General features: G+C 59.5%; 16 protein-coding genes. 8 read left to right on the top strand and 8 right to left on the bottom strand.

Annotated elements, in window-relative coordinates:
* Nucleotides 1–2: 2 nt before the first annotated feature.
* The 3 genes from cyoA to hmpA form a co-directional block, all read right to left on the bottom strand.
* Entirely contained in the window at nucleotides 3–950 is a 948-nt protein-coding gene (gene cyoA, locus V3H56_RS04620; protein WP_042728255.1) for a ubiquinol oxidase subunit II, read from the bottom strand.
* 777 nt (nucleotides 951–1,727) lie between these two features.
* On the bottom strand, nucleotides 1,728–2,237 hold the full coding sequence (locus V3H56_RS04615) for a disulfide bond formation protein B (protein WP_042728254.1): 510 nt from the start codon (nucleotides 2,235–2,237) through the stop codon (nucleotides 1,728–1,730).
* A 296-nt stretch (nucleotides 2,238–2,533) separates the two neighbouring features.
* Entirely contained in the window at nucleotides 2,534–3,715 is a 1,182-nt protein-coding gene (gene hmpA, locus V3H56_RS04610; RefSeq protein ID WP_047738245.1) for an NO-inducible flavohemoprotein, read from the bottom strand.
* A 144-nt stretch (nucleotides 3,716–3,859) separates the two neighbouring features.
* Here hmpA and norR point away from each other — a divergent pair, with 144 nt between their 5' ends.
* From norR to V3H56_RS04585, 5 genes are all read left to right on the top strand, one after another.
* Nucleotides 3,860–5,416 (top strand): nitric oxide reductase transcriptional regulator NorR, encoded by a 1,557-nt coding sequence (gene norR / locus V3H56_RS04605; protein ID WP_212803426.1) that lies wholly within the window; start codon nucleotides 3,860–3,862, stop codon nucleotides 5,414–5,416.
* Between the two features lie 147 nt (nucleotides 5,417–5,563).
* Nucleotides 5,564–6,466, top strand: a complete 903-nt coding sequence (locus V3H56_RS04600) for a chemotaxis protein (RefSeq protein ID WP_042728251.1) — start codon at nucleotides 5,564–5,566, stop codon at nucleotides 6,464–6,466.
* Between the two features lie 105 nt (nucleotides 6,467–6,571).
* A complete protein-coding gene (locus V3H56_RS04595) occupies nucleotides 6,572–6,898 on the top strand; it encodes a hypothetical protein (RefSeq protein ID WP_047738248.1) in 327 nt (108 codons plus the stop codon).
* A gap of 80 nt (nucleotides 6,899–6,978) precedes the next feature.
* Entirely contained in the window at nucleotides 6,979–7,728 is a 750-nt protein-coding gene (locus tag V3H56_RS04590; RefSeq protein WP_042728249.1) for a YkgJ family cysteine cluster protein, read from the top strand.
* Nucleotides 7,729–7,923: 195 nt separating this feature from the next.
* The gene (locus tag V3H56_RS04585; RefSeq protein ID WP_042728248.1) at nucleotides 7,924–8,895 is read left to right on the top strand and encodes a D-glycerate dehydrogenase; all 972 of its coding nucleotides are present in this window, start codon (nucleotides 7,924–7,926) and stop codon (nucleotides 8,893–8,895) included.
* Between the two features lie 88 nt (nucleotides 8,896–8,983).
* Here V3H56_RS04585 and V3H56_RS04580 read toward each other — a convergent pair whose 3' ends face one another.
* Complete coding sequence (locus tag V3H56_RS04580; RefSeq protein ID WP_338474261.1) at nucleotides 8,984–9,886, bottom strand: DMT family transporter; 903 nt, start codon at nucleotides 9,884–9,886, stop codon at nucleotides 8,984–8,986.
* Between the two features lie 139 nt (nucleotides 9,887–10,025).
* On the opposite strand from V3H56_RS04580, the gene V3H56_RS04575 reads away from it, so the two are divergent.
* Nucleotides 10,026–10,904: an AraC family transcriptional regulator gene (locus V3H56_RS04575; RefSeq protein WP_338474260.1), complete on the top strand. Its 879-nt coding sequence runs from the start codon at nucleotides 10,026–10,028 to the stop codon at nucleotides 10,902–10,904.
* Nucleotides 10,905–10,981: 77 nt separating this feature from the next.
* Here the strand turns inward: V3H56_RS04575 and V3H56_RS04570 are convergent, their stop codons facing one another.
* A complete protein-coding gene (locus tag V3H56_RS04570; protein ID WP_338474259.1) occupies nucleotides 10,982–11,392 on the bottom strand; it encodes an HPF/RaiA family ribosome-associated protein in 411 nt (136 codons plus the stop codon).
* Between the two features lie 495 nt (nucleotides 11,393–11,887).
* Between V3H56_RS04570 and V3H56_RS04565 the strand changes: the two genes are divergently transcribed.
* Entirely contained in the window at nucleotides 11,888–12,205 is a 318-nt protein-coding gene (locus V3H56_RS04565; RefSeq protein WP_042728244.1) for a DUF3509 domain-containing protein, read from the top strand.
* On the opposite strand, the gene V3H56_RS04560 is transcribed toward V3H56_RS04565, so the two are convergent.
* Nucleotides 12,202–12,702, bottom strand: coding sequence for a phosphate-starvation-inducible PsiE family protein (locus V3H56_RS04560; RefSeq protein ID WP_042728243.1), 501 nt, complete (start codon nucleotides 12,700–12,702; stop codon nucleotides 12,202–12,204). The two genes, V3H56_RS04565 and V3H56_RS04560, sit on opposite strands and share 4 nt — an antisense overlap.
* 451 nt (nucleotides 12,703–13,153) lie before the next feature.
* Between V3H56_RS04560 and V3H56_RS04555 the strand changes: the two genes are divergently transcribed.
* Nucleotides 13,154–13,420 (top strand): YebG family protein, encoded by a 267-nt coding sequence (locus V3H56_RS04555; RefSeq protein ID WP_042728242.1) that lies wholly within the window; start codon nucleotides 13,154–13,156, stop codon nucleotides 13,418–13,420.
* A gap of 351 nt (nucleotides 13,421–13,771) precedes the next feature.
* On the opposite strand, the gene V3H56_RS04550 is transcribed toward V3H56_RS04555, so the two are convergent.
* Both V3H56_RS04550 and V3H56_RS04545 read right to left on the bottom strand, forming a co-directional pair.
* Nucleotides 13,772–15,403 (bottom strand): methyl-accepting chemotaxis protein, encoded by a 1,632-nt coding sequence (locus V3H56_RS04550; protein WP_042728240.1) that lies wholly within the window; start codon nucleotides 15,401–15,403, stop codon nucleotides 13,772–13,774.
* A gap of 161 nt (nucleotides 15,404–15,564) precedes the next feature.
* The gene (locus V3H56_RS04545; RefSeq protein WP_047738254.1) at nucleotides 15,565–16,440 is read right to left on the bottom strand and encodes an AraC family transcriptional regulator; all 876 of its coding nucleotides are present in this window, start codon (nucleotides 16,438–16,440) and stop codon (nucleotides 15,565–15,567) included.
* Nucleotides 16,441–16,718 lie beyond the last annotated feature (278 nt).

The following is a 16,718-nucleotide window of genomic DNA, read 5'->3' as shown; positions in this document are numbered from 1 at the left end:
GTTTACTCCTCTGCCCCGGCAGCTGAATGCGAACTCATGTCCATCCCTTCCATGTTGTGAGCCACTTCCTTCTCTTTCTTCTCGTGGTGCATCGGCTTGCCCGGGTTCATCCCTTCATACTTGTCGATGATGGTCTGGAACAGGTTCGGCGTGACCGAGGAGTAGAGTTCGACTGGGTTGTTCTGGCTCGGCTTGGAAAGGGCTTCGTATTCAGCTTTTTCAAGCTGTTTAGGTGCCTTTTTCACTTCGTTGACCCAGGCGTCGAAATCTTCCTGGGTCGTGGCGATTGCCTTGAACTTCATGCCGGTGAAACCTGCACCGCTGTAGTTGGCGGAGATACCGTCGAGTTCAGCGTTCTGGTTGGCAATCAGGTGCAGCTTGGTCTGCATGCCCGCCATCGCGTAGATCTGGCCGCCCAGGCCCGGGATGAAGAACGAGTTCATCACGGTGTCGGAGGTGACCTTGAAGTTGATCGGCGTGTGGGCCGGGAACACGATCTTGTTGACGGTGGCGATGCCTTGTTCCGGGTAGATGAACAGCCACTTCCAGTCCATCGAGACGACTTCGATGGTGACCGGCTTGACGTCCGAATCCAGCGGACGGTAAGGGTCCAGGGCGTGGGTCGACTTGTAGGTGACATAACCCAGGGCAATGATGATCAGGACTGGAATCGTCCACACCGCGACTTCGATCTTGGTCGAGTGCGACCACTTCGGCGTGTACACGGCCTTGGTGTTGGACGCGCGGTATTTCCAGGCGAACAGGAAGGTCATGACGATAACCGGCACGACCACCAGCAGCATCAGCAGCGTGGCGGTGATGATCAGGTTGCGCTCATCCAGGCCGACCTGGCCCTTGGGATCGAGCAAGGTCATGTTGCAGCCTCCCAGCAGCAACGTGCCGAGCAACGGCAACAAGCCTAGTAATCGGGGGTACCTGTTTTTACTCATCTCACGACCTCTAAAGCAGCTTGCGCAATGCAGTTGGGTTTTGATCGCCAACACTTCACCCTGCCAAGGGTTGGCATTTTTCTTGGATTGAATAAGGGCTGCCCGTCGAACGTCAGACGCTGTTCGACACATCCTGGGCCAGCAGTGAGTTCTTATTCGTTGGTCAAAAGGCCTAGTTCAAGCCCAATTCCATTTGGTGCGGGTATTGGAGGCTCCGACACCTGGGGTCGCATGGGGCGCTGGCGCCCTTCGACCACCCTCGTGCTCAAAGCCTGAGCCGGGTCGGAAAATCGGTGCGGGCGATTGTAGTGAGCTGAGGCGCTGTAGACCATGTTTCATCCCGAAATAATTTTTCTCCGATCCGGCAATAATCCTTCACCGAAATTGCAACAGGCCAGCATGTTATCGAAATTGATTCTCAACAAGAACCCCAAAAAAGGTAAGGCTACTACGCCCGATTTAGACAGCCTGGCGTATTCACGGTGAAGATTTTTTCGCGCAAAGCGCCTGTTTTACGGGGGTTGGGCCGCCCGTCGCTTCGCTGTTAAAAATGCCTGCTGGCCGGGAAGAGGGTTTTACGAAATCCGCCGAACTTTTGTTACAGGAGTGGGTGTTTATTCACCCCCGCAAAGGCGGTAGGACTCCAAATATGTGACAACATGTCGCACATTGTCGCAGGCCATTCTTGCCTCGGATCAAGGACGACCCGCCACAAGGCTGAAACGAAAAACGCCCCGGCTCTGCTGGAGAGAAACCGGGGCGTTCAGCAAGGGGGATTCAGCGCAATTGCTTGCGGTTGCGCGACACCAGCAAGGGCACCAGCACCACCGTCAGGACGAAGGCCACCAGGGCCCATTGCGCCAGGGACAGGCCGAGGATCGGCGGGTAGGGGGTGGAGCAGAAGCCATCGACCTGGAACCCCAGCGGGAAGATCTTCGCCAGTGGCAGGCCGTCGACAATCGGCTGCAACACATCAACGCCGCAGCTGACGGCCGGGAAGAACTGGGTGTACACGTGATGCCCCGCCACCCCTGCGCCGGCCAGGGCACTGAGCACCACCAGCCCCTCGAAAATCGTCACGCTGCGACGGGTGCGCATGGCCGCACCAATAAAGGCGAAGATTGCGATCAGCAATAGCGCATAGCGCTGCAGGATGCACAGCGGGCACGGCGCCTCGCCGAGGGCCACCTGCATGTACAGCGCGCCGCCGATCAACGCCAGGCAGATCAGCCCCAGCAACACCAGATAGCGCCGCTCACGACCTAACCGCGTCATTTCCTCATTCATTGCGTTTCCCTTTGTCTACATGGATCAACGCGCGGCCTTGCAACACTCGGCGCGCCATCGGATGGCCGAAGTCTACACGCTGACCATGACAGTGAACGAGCGGCCGCCGGCAACTTTGCAGGCAATAGACAGGAAAAGCGTTAAGGGCGGATTAATTTGCGTGGGTGCAAAGGCTTTGGGAATGGGGTTGGGCATGCTGGCCCCTTCGCGAGCAAGCTCGCTCCCACTGGTTTTTTCGGGGTGTTCACGGGCTGTGTTCACGCCAAAACGTTGTGGGAGCGGGCCTGCCAGGCTGTTTACTCCAGCGCCGCCGCCGGCCCGAAGAATTCGTAGCGGCTCTGCCCATCCGGCACGCCCAGGGCCTTGAGGTGGCGCTTGACGGCGCCCATGAAGCCCTTCGGCCCGAGGAAGTAAGCGTCCAGGTCACGCTGTTCCGGCAGCCAGTGCGCCAGTTGCGCCTCGCTCAACAACCCGACCTTGTCGGCCGGCGGGCTCACGCCGTCGTCTTCGTCGTAGCAGTAGAAACGCTTGAGTTGCGGGTGCCGTTTGGCCAGGTCGTCGATCCAGTCACGGAACGCATGGGCCCGGCCGTTGCGGGCGCAGTGGATGAAATGCACCGGGCGCTCGGTTTGCAAGGCCGCTTGCAACATCGCCAGGGTCGGGGTGATGCCAACGCCGCCACTGATCAGCACCAGCGGCTTGTCGCTGGCCGTCAGGTAGAAATCCCCGGACGGCGGGAACAGCTGGATGCTGTCGCCGATCTGGACATGATGATGCAGGTGGTTGGACACCCGCCCGCCTGGCTCGCGCTTGACGCTGATCCGGTATTGGCCGTTGTCCGCCAGGGCCGACAGCGAATAGTTGCGACGCACTTCCTCGCCGTCCAGGATCAGCTTCATACCGATGTACTGGCCGGGCTCGGCGAGCAGGACCGGCCCCTTGTCCGCTGGCTCGAAGTAGAACGACGTGATCTCCGAGCTCTCCTGCACCTTGGCCGTCAGCACGAACGTCCGCTCGCCACGCCAGCCACCCGGCGCCGCGGCTTTCTGCTCATACAGGCCAGACTCGGCACCGATCAGGATATCGGCCAATTGGTTGTAGGCCGCCGCCCATGCGGAAATCACTTCGGGGGTAGCGATCTCTTCGCCCAGCACCTCGGCAATCGCCCGCAGCAGGCAGGAACCGACAATCGGATAATGCTCCGGCAGGATCTGCAAGGCGACGTGCTTGTTGACGATCTTCGCCACCAGGTCTCCCAACTGGTCGAGCTGGTCGATGTGGCGGGCATACATCAACACGCCATTGGCCAATGCCCGGGGCTGATCGCCACTGGCCTGGTGCGCCTGGTTGAACAGCGGGCGTACCTGAGGGTATTCGGACAGCATCATGCGGTAGAAATGGGTGATCAGTGCCTCGCCGCCGCTTTCCAGCAATGGAACGGTGGCACGAATAATGGCGCGTTGTTCTTGACTGAGCATTAAGGTGACTCCTGATGTGTACGAATACCCTCTCTTATCAGTTTCCATGCCAATATTTTTATCCTTATTTATCAATTAGTTATAAATAAAGTAGTCATAAAGACACAGACCGCTTTATAGTCCTTGTGACTACATGGAGTCATTATGACCGCAACCTCCCTACTCACCTCCCTGCTGCCGCTGGTGGCCGACCTGTCTCGCGAATTGCCTGAAGGCGAACGCTATCGCCGCCTGCTCGGCGCCTTGCGCGCGTTGTTGCCCTGCGATGCGGCCGCCTTGTTGCGCCTTGACGGAGACTGCCTGGTGCCCCTGGCGGTGGATGGGTTGAGCGCCGACACACTGGGTCGGCGCTTCCGGGTGAGCGAACACCCGCGCTTCGAGGCCCTGCTGGCCAACCCGGAGCCTACCCGCTTCGCCGCCGACAGCGCCCTGCCCGACCCCTACGACGGCTTGGTCGAAGGCCTGGACGAACACCTTGAAGTCCATGACTGCATGGGCTGCCCGCTGTTCGTCGATGAGCGCCCCTGGGGCCTGTTGACCCTCGACGCGCTGGACCCGGGGCGCTTCGAACCGATCGATCTCGGTGCCCTGCAAGCCTTCGCCAGCCTCGCCGCCGCAACGGTCAGCGCTGCCGAACGCATTGAGCGCCTGGCCTTGAAGGCCGAAGACGAACACCGTCGCGCCGAGGTCTATCGCCAGGCCAGCGGCCAACAGCACCGCGACATGGTCGGCCAGAGCAAGGCCCACAAGCGCCTGGTGGAAGAAATCAACCTGGTGGGCGGCAGCGACCTGACCGTGCTGATCACAGGCGAAACCGGGGTCGGCAAGGAACTGGTGGCCCAGGCCATCCATGGCGCCTCGAAACGCGCCGAACAGCCGCTGATCAGCCTCAACTGCGCCGCGCTGCCGGACACGCTGGTGGAAAGCGAGCTCTTCGGCCATGTACGAGGGGCCTTCACCGGCGCCACCAGTGACCGGCGCGGCAAATTCGAACTGGCCGACGGCGGGACGTTGTTCCTCGACGAAGTGGGCGAGCTGTCGCTGACCGTCCAGGCCAAGCTGTTGCGCGTGCTGCAAAGCGGCCAGTTGCAACGGCTGGGCTCGGACAAGGAGCACCGGGTCGATGTACGGCTGATCGCGGCCACCAATCGCGACCTCGCCGAAGAAGTGCGCAACGGCCGTTACCGGGCCGACTTCTATCATCGCTTGAGTGTGTATCCGCTGCAGGTTCCGGCGCTTCGCGATCGCGGCCGGGACGTGCTGTTGCTCAGCGGCTTCTTCCTGGAGCAGAACCGTTCGCGCATGGGCCTGGGCAGCTTGCGCCTGAGCAGCGATGCCCAGGCGGCTCTGTTGGCCTACGACTGGCCGGGCAATGTGCGCGAGCTGGAGCACCTGATCGGCCGCAGCGCCCTGAAGGCCCTGGGCCGTTGCCCGGTGCGACCGAAAATCCTCAGCCTCGGCGCCCAGGACCTGGACCTGCCGCAAGTCGCTGTGGATAACGCCGCGCCCTCGGCCGTCAATCCGCAGCCCAACATGACCGGGTTCACCGGGGATCTGCGCGAAGCCGTCGATCAGTTCCAACGCAGCCTCATCGGCACGGCCCTGGAACGCCACCAGCACAATTGGGCCAGCGCCGCCCGTGAGCTGGGCCTGGACCGGGCGAACCTGGGGCGGATGGCGCGGCGGTTAGGGCTTAAATAGTTTTTGTGACGAGGGCGTCTGCTCAAGACGATCCCGCTGTCGACAGGTTTCCCCCTAAAGCCTGCCCCCAACGGGTCGATAACCCGTTATCACAAGCTGTTTTGGCGTTCTTCACGCTCGCCCCACCTTTTTCCACAGAAGGTTTTTATGTCTTCCAACAAAGCCCGCGCAGATTCACTTTCGCTTCTGCTGTTTACCTTGCGCAGCGGCAAGCTGATGGCGATCAACCTGCTCAAGGTCAGCGAAATCATTCCCTGCCCGCCGCTGACCAAGCTGCCGGAGTCGCACCCGCACGTCAAAGGCATCGCCACCCTGCGCGGGACCTCGCTGTCGGTGATTGACCTGAGCCGCGCCATCGGCGAGCGCCCCTTGGAAGATCCGGACGGCGGCTGCCTGATCGTCACCGATGTCAGCCGTTCCAAGCAGGGCCTGCATGTGCAGGCCGTGAGCAAGATCGTCCACTGCCTGACCACTGACATCAAACCGCCGCCCTACGGTTCTGGCGGCGTGCGGGCGTTCATCACCGGCGTGACCTCGGTGGATGGCACCCTGGTGCAAGTGCTGGATATCGAGAAGGTCATCCACGGCATCGCGCCGGCACAAATCGAAACCGCGCCCACCGAGCTGAGCATGGAAGACGCCGAGGTGCTGGGCAACGCCCGGATCCTGGTGGTCGATGACAGCCAGGTCGCGCTGCAACAATCGGTGCACACGTTGCGCAACCTGGGCCTGCAATGCCACACCGCCCGCAGCGCCAAGGAAGCCATCGAATGCCTGTTGGACCTGCAAGGCACCGCAGGGCAGATCAACCTGATCGTCTCTGACATCGAGATGTCCGAGATGGACGGCTACGCCCTCACCCGGACCCTGCGCGAAACACCGGACTTCGCCCACCTCTACGTGTTGCTGCACACCTCCCTGGACAGCGCCATGAACGCCGAAAAGGCCCGCCTGGCCGGCGCCAATGGCGTGCTGACCAAGTTCTCCTCGCCGGAACTGACCAAGTGCCTGATCACCGCCGCCAAGGCCGTGGCCGAACAAGGTCACTGAAACCTATCGGCCCGGCTGTGGCGCCTGCGTTCCAACGCGGGGGCCATCGCCGTCCGGCAACCTCAGGCATACTCGTGCCCTGCCATCCCGGAACGAGGCCCTTCGATGAAAACCCGCACATTGATTTTCCTTGGTTTCACCGCCCTGGCCGCCCAGGCCCATGCCTCCAGCCCGGACGCCTGGGCTGCCTACGATAAAGCCGTGCTGGCCAGCTGCGTCAAGGCCAGTGGCCTGAAGAACGTCGAACCGGTGGGCAGCGCCGCGCAATTCGACGATCGGGTCGGCTACACCGCACTGTTGCTGCAAGGCCAGTACCCACAGAAACACATGAAAGGGGCGACCGGTACCGAGTTGTGCCTCTACCGCAAGAAGACCAAGACCGCCCATGTGACCGAGTGGGACTCGATCCGCCCCGCCTCCGCCGATCGGTGAGTGGCGCATAACTTGCTTCGCCCGGCGCATCACGGCGTTTTTCTGTCGCCGCTTTCCAGCCATTTGCGAACGGGCGTTCAATGAGCACAAGGTTTTCCTGCGTAGGGTGCGGCAAATGCTGCTCCGACCACCACGTCCCCCTGACCCTTTCGGAGGCTCGGATGTGGGCCGAGGACGGCGGCCAGGTCATTGTCCTGGTGGAAGCCTTCCTGTCCAACGGGCTCGGCCTGCCAACGACGCAACGCGAGCATGCCGAGCGGCGCTCGGCGGTGGTCCGCAGCGGCACTGCCGAGGCCCGCGTGGCGATCACGTTCGCCGCCTACAACGCCGGCCCCTGCCGCAATCTTGACGCAGACAATCGGTGCGGCATTTACGAACGCCGCCCCTTGGTGTGCCGCATCTATCCGATGGAAATCAACCCGCACATCCCTCTCAATCCAGCGGCCAAGGACTGCCCGCCACAATCCTGGGAAACCGGTCCGCAACTGATCGTCGGCGGCACGTTGGTCGATGAGGAACTGGCCACGCTGATCGAACGCTCGCGCCAGGCCGATCGCGAAGACATCACGACCAAGGACCGCATCTGCGCCGCCCTGGGTATTCGCACCACCGCGCTGAAAGGCGACGGCTTCACCGCGTACCTGCCAGACATGGCCGCATTCGCCAGCGTGCTCGACCAGGTGCAATTGCAGCCAACGGAGCAGGCAACCGGTGAATGGCTGTTCCATCTGTCCGGGGATGACGTAGCCCGCGATGTCATGGCCTGTGGGGCGCGGGTCGTCACCGAGGCGGCCTCGGATTATGCGTTTATTTCGCTGCGGGCCGCCTAGACCTGCGGGACGGCAACGTCATCCCCTGTGGGAGCGGGCTTGCATTGAGCATTGATGCAAGCTGACCCGACGTCTTCGCGAGCAAGCCCGCTTCCACAAGGGAAATTTATGGGCGCTCCATCAAGCCCCCTCTCGCCTAACCCTCGCCGAGAATGTTAGCGTGCTTGGTATTGCCTCCAAGACGAGCCTCGCACGATGAAAAAAACCGTACTTGCCTTCAGCCGTATCACGCCCCAAGTGGTCGAGCGCCTGCAACAGGACTTCGACGTGATCGTGCCCAACCCGTCGAACGGCGACATCAATGCCCAGTTCAACGAAGCCCTGCCCCACGCCCACGGCCTGATCGGGGTCGGGCGCAAGTTGGGACGCGAGCAACTGCAAAACGCTGCGAACCTGCAAGTGGTGTCCAGCATCTCGGTGGGCTTCGACAACTACGACCTGGCCTACTTCAATGAGCGCGGGATCCTGCTGACCAACACCCCCGACGTGCTCACCGAAAGCACCGCCGACCTGGCCTTCGCCTTGCTGATGAGCAGCGCTCGCCGAGTGGCGGAGCTGGATGCCTGGACCAAGGCCGGGCAGTGGCAAGCCACGGTGGGGCCACAATTGTTTGGCACCGACGTGCACGGCAAGACCCTGGGCATCGTCGGCATGGGCAACATCGGCGCCGCCATCGCCCGCCGTGGCCGGTTCGGGTTCAACATGCCGATTCTCTACAGTGGCAACAGCCGCAAGCCCGAGCTGGAAAGCCAGTTGGGCGCACAATTTCGCGAGCTGGATCAGTTGTTGGCCGAAGCGGACTTCGTGTGCCTGGTCGTGCCATTGAGCGAGAAGACCCGCCACCTGATCGGGCAGCGCGAGCTGGGCCTGATGAAGTCCAGTGCCATCCTGGTCAACATTTCCCGCGGCCCCGTGGTGGATGAGCCGGCGCTGATCGAGGCCTTGCAGAGCAACCGCATCCGCGGCGCCGGCCTGGACGTGTACGAAAAAGAACCGCTGGCTGAATCGCCGTTGTTCCAGTTGAAGAATGCCGTCACCCTGCCCCACATCGGCTCGGCCACCTTCGAGACCCGTGCCGCCATGGCCGACCTGGCTGTGGATAACTTGCGCAGTGCCTTGATGGGCGAGCGACCGCAAAACCTGGTCAACCCACAAGTCTGGAAATAAGCCACCCGGCAGATCGGCGGCCAAGGGACGCAAACCGTGGCGAGGGAGCTTGCTCCCTCGCCACAGGTTTATCTCTGGACGTTATAGGTCAGCGTGCGCCCAAGGCGACATTCGTCGCCACTGGCCGAGGCTTGCGAAACACCAGCACGTTCCCCAGCATCACCAATACCAGCCCAACCAACGCCGGCGCCGTCCACTGGTAGCCTTCGGCAACTGCCGAGACATTCAACGCCACCACCGGGAACAGCACCGTGCAATACGCCGCCCGCTCCGGCCCCATGCGTCCGACCAAAGTCAGGTAGGCAGTAAAGCCGATCACCGAGCCCGGAATCACCAGGTACAACAGCGAACCGATGTAGCGCGAGTTCCACTCCATGTCGAAGGCAATGCCCTTGAAGGCACACCAGGCCGCCAGCATCATCGCGCCATAGGCCATGCCCCAGGCGTTGGTGGTCAAGGGCTTGAGACCGGCCTTCTGTTGCAGGCTCGAGAGCATGTTGCCCGCCGAGAAACACAAGGTGCCCAGCAGCGCCAATGCCAACCCGAGCAGCGTTTGCGGGCTGGCGTGGTGGCCGGCCAACTCCGGCCAGAACAGCAACGCCAACCCCGACAACCCTAGCGCGCCCCCCAACAGCACGTTTCGGGCAATCCGCTGACCGAAGAACACCCGGGCATTGAGGGCGTTCCAGAGCGTGGCGGTGGAAAACACCACGGCGACCAAGCCACTGGGGATCCACTGGCTGGCGGTGAGAAAGCACATGAAGTTGATGCAAAACAGGCACAGGCCCTGAGCCACGCAAATCAGGTGACCGCGCCGGTTCATCACTTGCAGCCGCCGGCTGAGCAGCAGCAGCGCGAACAGGATCAACGCGGCGAGACCGAAGCGGTAGACAATCGACACCGGGATAGCAACGACGCCCAGTTGCAGTTTCAGCGCGATCCAGGTCGTGCCCCAGATGAGCACGGTGAGCAGGTACAACGAGAGGTTCATGGCGACAACTCCTGGCAATGACCTCCAGTATCACGACGCCATCCAACCGGCACTTGCATAAACTTGCGGTTTTGTCGGCGACCAGGCTGGCAGGCGCCAGCCGACAGAGTAGGATGCAAGGCGTTGGAGAGAACCGATCATGCCCACACTGCAAACCCTGCAAGTTTTCCAAGCCCTCGCCAGTTCGCCCAATGCTCGCCTGGAGCACAGTGCCGAGCTTGGCGACGGCATGGCAGCCGCCCTGTGGAGCAATCATCATGACGCCCGGGACTATGAGGCTCCGACCCACCACACGCTGTCGTGCTACATCGCGGGTGGCACCGGCACGTTTCGCCGCGAGCGGCCTGCCACCACCGGCGGCCCCGATAAACTCTGCATCCTGCCGGCCGGGCATGAGTCGGCCTGGGTCATCAACGGCGATATTCGCCTTGCCCACTTGTACTTCAGCCCGGAACAATTCGCCCTCGGGTGCGTCACGCTGCTGGACCGCGAGCCCCGCCAGGTGCAACTGCACGAGGCGACATTTCTCGACGACCCGCAGCAGGCCAGGCGTTTTCGCCAGTTGATCGCCTTGAACTGGGACGAGCCCGGCGAACGGCTGTTGACCTCCAGCCTGGCCCACGACCTGCTCGACCACCTGCTGCTCAGCCAGGTCGGCCAGCGCCAGGGGCTGCGTCTCAAGGGTGGCCTGGCCGCGCACCAGCGGCGCTTGCTGGTGGAGTACATCGACAGCCACCTGGCCGACGCCATTAGCCTCGGTCAGTTGGCGGCGCTGTGTGCACTGTCGCACTACCACTTCGCGCGGATGTTTCGCGAAAGCTTCGAGCTCCCCCCTCACCAATACCTGCTGGCAAGGCGCCTGGCACGGGCACGGCAGCTGTTGCGCAGTACCTCGCAACCGCTGGGCGACGTGGCATTGGCCTGTGGATTTGCCAGCGCCAGCCACTTCACCAACCGTTTCCGCCAGGCGCTGGGCGCAACGCCGGGAGAGTATCGGCAGGCGTTCCTGGCCAGGTAATAGTGACGCTGAAATGAAAAGGGCCTGCAATGCAGGCCCTTTTTTCCGTTTCCGATGGGTTTGAATTGAACCGGGTATCAGCCGTGAAGCGCAGCCCGTTCGTTCTCCAGGAATTCTTCTTCCAGCAGCGCATCGGCCAATGCGACCGATTCGCTCGGCGCCGCACTGGCTGCGCGCTTGCCGCGCAATTTGCCGAACAGGTGCTCCAGGGCATGCTCAAGCTTGGCCGCCGCGCCTTCGATCGCCAGCTCCAGCGAATCGGCCTTGTGCGTCACGGAAACCGGCTGATGGCCTTTTGGCCGTGCCTCAAGCTGGCAACGCAGGTCATGGGGACCCGGCTTGTCGCCGTTCTCGTCCCGCAAATGAACTTCAACCCGTGTCAGATCTTCTTCATAACGTTCGAGCGTGCTTTCGATGGTAGTACGTACCCACTCCTCCAGTCGGATGCTGCTTTGAATATGGTTATCGCTGTTGACTTGGATTTGCATAGTTCATCCCTTATTTCAGCTAGCTCGCCGGGGGCCATCGACGTGGGTGCAACGGCCCCTTGAGTACAGAGTCGGGCTGGCGGAGGAACAATTCAACCCCTGAAAAAAGAAAAATATCCATTTGCAAATAAAGCCGGACAACGGGCGAAAGCGCTGTTAATGTCGGGAGTTTCCTCGCTACGCCATCCTTCAGAAAACCATCCTCGCTGCACCGTCGACGCACATGGCGCCCTGAAACGGGCAAGCGTTGTCGCCTCATTTCCGTCCATTGCAGCCCGATGCCCCGCGAACATTGTCCGACGATTTTTCCGGCATGCCCCTTGCTACCCCATGAGAGAGCCGCCACCGGTCGAGCCCCTTTTCGGGTTGTCAGCCGTGCGGCCCCTGGAAACACCCGATGAACACGATCATGGAATGGCCGATGGTCCGGTGTTGCGAACTAATCCCGATCAAGGCCGGTCAACAACTGCACGTTCAATCAGGCGGTGACGCATCATGGACAACCCTTTTCAGATCATTACCGACGCTTTTGCGCCGCACTATCAAATCAACCTGAGCATCCAGGGCCTGGACGGCAGCATCATGCTGACCCTGTCCAAAAGCGGGCGGATCGTCGCCAAGCGCATGATCAGCGCCCAGCAGCGCAACGACCCGGAACGCCTGCGGCGCCTGGTACAGAGCATTCAGTTCGGCATTGCCATCGAACAGGGCCACAGCGCCGTGGCCATCCTTGAAGCCATGACCGGCGGGGACAACATCAAGCTGCCCCCACCGCACGCGCAAGGCGCGACATCCTCTGCGGCCGGTCTCTAGATCTCGCCTTTTTCCACCTCGGCATGCTCACTGGAACCTGCACCCACCTTGCGGTGCGGGTTTTCGATCTTCACTGAAGGAAACTGCGACGAGGCGTAGCGCACCACCAGGATCGCGAACGCCAGCAGCAGGATGCCGCCGCACAGGTAGATGATGCCCAGGTCCGGCGGGCTGTGGTGGGACACGTTGGAGATCAGCAGGCGCGTCAGCGCCGTGATGGCCACGTAGATCAGGAAACGCACCGGCATGTGGTTGGTCTTGAAATAAATCCCGACCATCGCCCCCAACTCCAGGTAGATGAACAACAGCAGGATGTCATCGATCTTGATGTGCCCCGCCTCGATCATCTGCAGGAACTCCATCACCGCCGCCCACGCGGTCACCGCACCGATGGCGAACAACGCCAGGTAATGGAAGGTCTCGACGAACAGGTTTCCCAACGATTCGGCCAGTTGGTGCACGTTCTGGCGCAGGTTCTCGGCCCAGTTGATTTTCACGATGTAGGTTCCTTAGGTCGACTCGACCGGATGATGCGGGTTGGATGTGACGGTTTCTGCATGCAGAAAGAAGGCCAGCGGCTGGGGATGAGATGGCGATAAGCCGGCACCCGGCACGTCTGACGCGCAAATCAGCTTTGATGGCCTTGGACGACAAACACCGAAATCGGTCTACATTAAAAAGCCACTACCCAAAGTGAAGGGATTCGCTTATTCTTCGACCTGTACATAAATACAGTAGTCGCACTTTTCAATTCGTCTAGATGGGCCGAAGAAGCGGCTCGGGTTGGCCAACACTTTCGCAAGGCTGTGCCTGGGCTTCTTCTCCAGCATCGCCCAGCTGGCCCTGAGGAACGATCAGGGAATGAATTTTGTATCACTGACTGACCCGCATGCAGCGCTGAGCGCATGTTCACTCAATTCGCACCGCACACTATGACGAGGCCAAAAAATGGCTGTTGAAACCCTTTACCGCAGTACGCGCGATTTGGAGACTACCTTCGTGGACCGAAAACTCGCCGATGCACACGACCAGATGCTTGAGCTGGCAGAGCTCCTCACGGACGTGCTGATGAAGAACGTTCCCGGTCTCTCAGAGAAGCACGCCGAAGATGCAAGCATCTACATGGCGAAAAATCGCGCTATCTTTGCAGCGGCCTTCAAAAATAATGCAACGGCGCTGACTGAACTCTCTGCCCCAGCAGGTTCTGAAGACTAGGTTCCGCCAGCCTAGGGCAGATCATCCTGTGTGCTCCTGCTCGAAAAGCGAGCAGGAGCGCGATGCGACTCTCGCGCAGCTACTCCACAATGTATAGCCTGGGTCGCTGATGCCCTGAGCGAACCTGTAAACTCACCAAGGTTCGCATTTGCTCACTGAGACGTTCCGTAGAGAGAAGAAGGCTTCTCAAGGCGTCGAGCAAAATTTTTTGTCCCTGGACATCCAGCTTGTTTCTACTGCTGGCAATTTCTTCGAGCAGATCCATAAGGTCGTTGCACAGTTCATTGACTGGATCCATCTCTGCCTCCAGGCACACTCTTAACAAGTGACTTCACGTCCATTTTCACGTGCTTATCCAAAATTAAAGCCATCAAGCCGCTCCTTGAGCTTCGTCGCAATGTGCGCGAGCTCTTCACTCGCGGCCATCGTCTGATCGGAACGCACTGCCGACAGATTTGAAAGATCACGAATACGAATGATGCTGCGGTCCACGTCCTTGGCCACCAGCGCCTGCTCCTCACAAGCGGTTGCGATCATGGTATTACGCTCATCGATGCTGCTGACGGTGGTGGTAATGCCTTGCAGCGCCTTGTTCGCTGAAGCCGCTTGTTCGCGAGTCTGTGCGGCCTGTACAGCGCTGTCATTCAGGGCGCTTACCGTTTCCTGAGTGCCGTTTTGGATATGACTGATCATACGTTCAATATCCATGGTTGAAGTGCTCGTACGGTGCGCCAGGGAACGAACCTCATCGGCAACCACGGCAAATCCCCGACCGGCCTCGCCCGCCCGCGCTGCCTCGATCGCCGCATTGAGCGCCAGCAAATTAGTCTGTTCGGCAACCGATCGGATCACTTCAAGTACCTTGCTGATCTCTACGGTATTGGACGCCAAAATATCTGCACGCTGTGAGGCATCGTTAACGCTGCCGTCCAAGCGCGCGATCGCGTTGAGCGTCGAATCAAGCTCCCGTTGACCATCGCGAGCCAAGTGCAAGGAAGCGCGCGACTCATCGGAAGTACTAATGGCATTGTGCGCGACTTCATCAACGGCCTGACTCATTTCAGTAATTGCAGTGGCGGCTTGTTCCAGCTCGCTGTTTTGCGCCTGGAGGTCGTTGTTGCTGCTACCGACCAAGACGCTTAACTCTTCTGCCGCGTTGGAAAGCTGGCCTGCCGCTTGATAAACGTCGATCAAGGTATCGCTCAAGTTTTTCCGCATGATCATAACGGCCCGCAGCAACAGCGCCGCTTCGTCGTTCCCACTGGCGTCCTGCGCGGGTTCACGCAGATCGCCTCGGGCAATGGCGTTGGCACATTCCAACGCCTGTGCAATAGGCCTGGAAATGCTAACGGTCAGCCTATGCGCAAGAAATATTGCACCTAGCGCCACCAACATAATCGCGGTCAGTGTCACTCGTATTGACGTCTCATAGGCGTTTTGTCCGGCTGCGCTAGCCGATTGTTGTGCTTGATCATTAAGCTTCTCCAGCTCACCTAGCACCTTGACCATGTTTTGAGCGATGCTGGACATCTCCCCTTCGACCAAGGCAGTGGCTTCGCCCGTCGAGCCACGCTTGATGAGATCGTGGACATGGAGCGCCGAAGTACGATAACTCTCGAAGAGCTTGCCTATTGTGGTGAACAGGCCTCGCTCCTGATCCGTACTGATGATGGGAAGATAAGCCGCCTGAGCCACTTCAAATTCGCGGATATCAGCAACAAGCAAATTGTAGTTATTGGCAAGTTTCAAATCATCGGTGGACACCAGCAGACGAAATACACTGAATCGAGTCTTGCTAAAGGCCAAGATTATATCGTCTCCCAAGGCAATCCCTGGGAGAGCGTCCTGCTCAACCACCAGGCTCGCCTGCCTTATTTCCCTAGCCTTATACGTAGCGAAGGCGCTTACGCCTATTAAAGCGGCAATCACCAAAACGAAACAAAATCGGATCCGTGCCGCAAACTTCAGGCGTCTTAGCTGCATTGACTTACTCGTCCTATCGAAGAAATATCGACTTCGAATTCTCTCCTTAATCCCGGAAAATTAAGATAGCGTTGCGCGCTCGGGGTAACTGAAACCCGCCTGAGGATAAGCGTTAAAAACAGATCACTTCGAACCGTGCCGAGACACCTACTCGCAAACGCCTACATCTTCTCGCGGGAACGACAAGCGCCTGGCGCCATACCAAACCATCTTTCGCAAGCCTTATTCAAAGCGCTGGAATGCCTGAACCCCAAACTGTAAGACACCTGCTTGAGCGTGAGCCTTGTGTTAACCAGCAAGTGATAGCAATGCTGCTTCTTAACCTGATCAACCAGTAACTGAAAGCTTTTATTCTCTTTTTCCAAGGCTCTGATCAACTGATGGGTCGACATGCCCAAGGTGAGCACAATATCGCCCATGGCCAGGGATCTGGCTTGAACCAGGTGCTGCAGGATCACTTTCTTCGTCGCTGCTGCAATGTTTTCCGAGCGCATCTCATCCAGGCGGCGTTTAAGGTATTGATCATGAATTTGTTGCAGCGATGCGTCGGACGTTGCGATAGCGATATCCATGTCCGACTTTTGAAACACCATGGCATTGGCGGCACAGGAAAATCTCAGATCATGACCAAAGATCTGCTCCAACTGGCGAATGTCTCGCGGTCTTTCATAGGCAAACTCTGCCCTTACAGGAGTAATACAAACAGTCGGTACAAGCCAGCGCAAGAGGCCCAGGGTAATAGCCGCCACGGCATCGATAAACGCCCTGGGCAGCACTTCACCTTGTGCATTACCCGACAAGCCCGCAATCCTGACCGTGGTTTCATCACCCTCAAAAAACATACAAAAACCCGTGCCGATGATGGAGTGATGATCAACCATTCGAGCCATCGCTTCGCCGAGGGTCGAGCTAGACATCACCGCATACCCTAAAACACCCAAGTGACCAGGGTGGGCACTTTTATAAGCCAGCAGGCCTAAATCCTCATTGCCACTGTGGCGTATGGCGAGTTCGAATAACTGAGACAACTCACTCATGGGAAGTTGTTCAACCCCATGAGACAAGACGTAGTTTTCAAGCCTGAGTAAAATTCTTTTGTCGAAGTTTGATATCGAGTTGATGAGCGCTCTGGCGAACGCTAGAGAAACACTCTGCAAACCTACCTCACACCCTGATGATCAAACTTTCAAATCTTTCACCCTGAGAGGTTTTCTGATCAATTGATCAAAAAAATACCGACAGGCAAGTGCCAGTCTATAACGTCACCGCCAAATCTGGCTACCCGGAGCCGTTTTCAGCACCCACACTCCCCACA

Source organism: Pseudomonas sp. MS646, from assembly GCF_036693845.1.
Taxonomy (GTDB): domain Bacteria; phylum Pseudomonadota; class Gammaproteobacteria; order Pseudomonadales; family Pseudomonadaceae; genus Aquipseudomonas; species Aquipseudomonas chlororaphis_E.
Note: the sequence above shows the minus strand (reverse complement) of the source record. Positions and strands in the feature narration are given on the sequence as shown.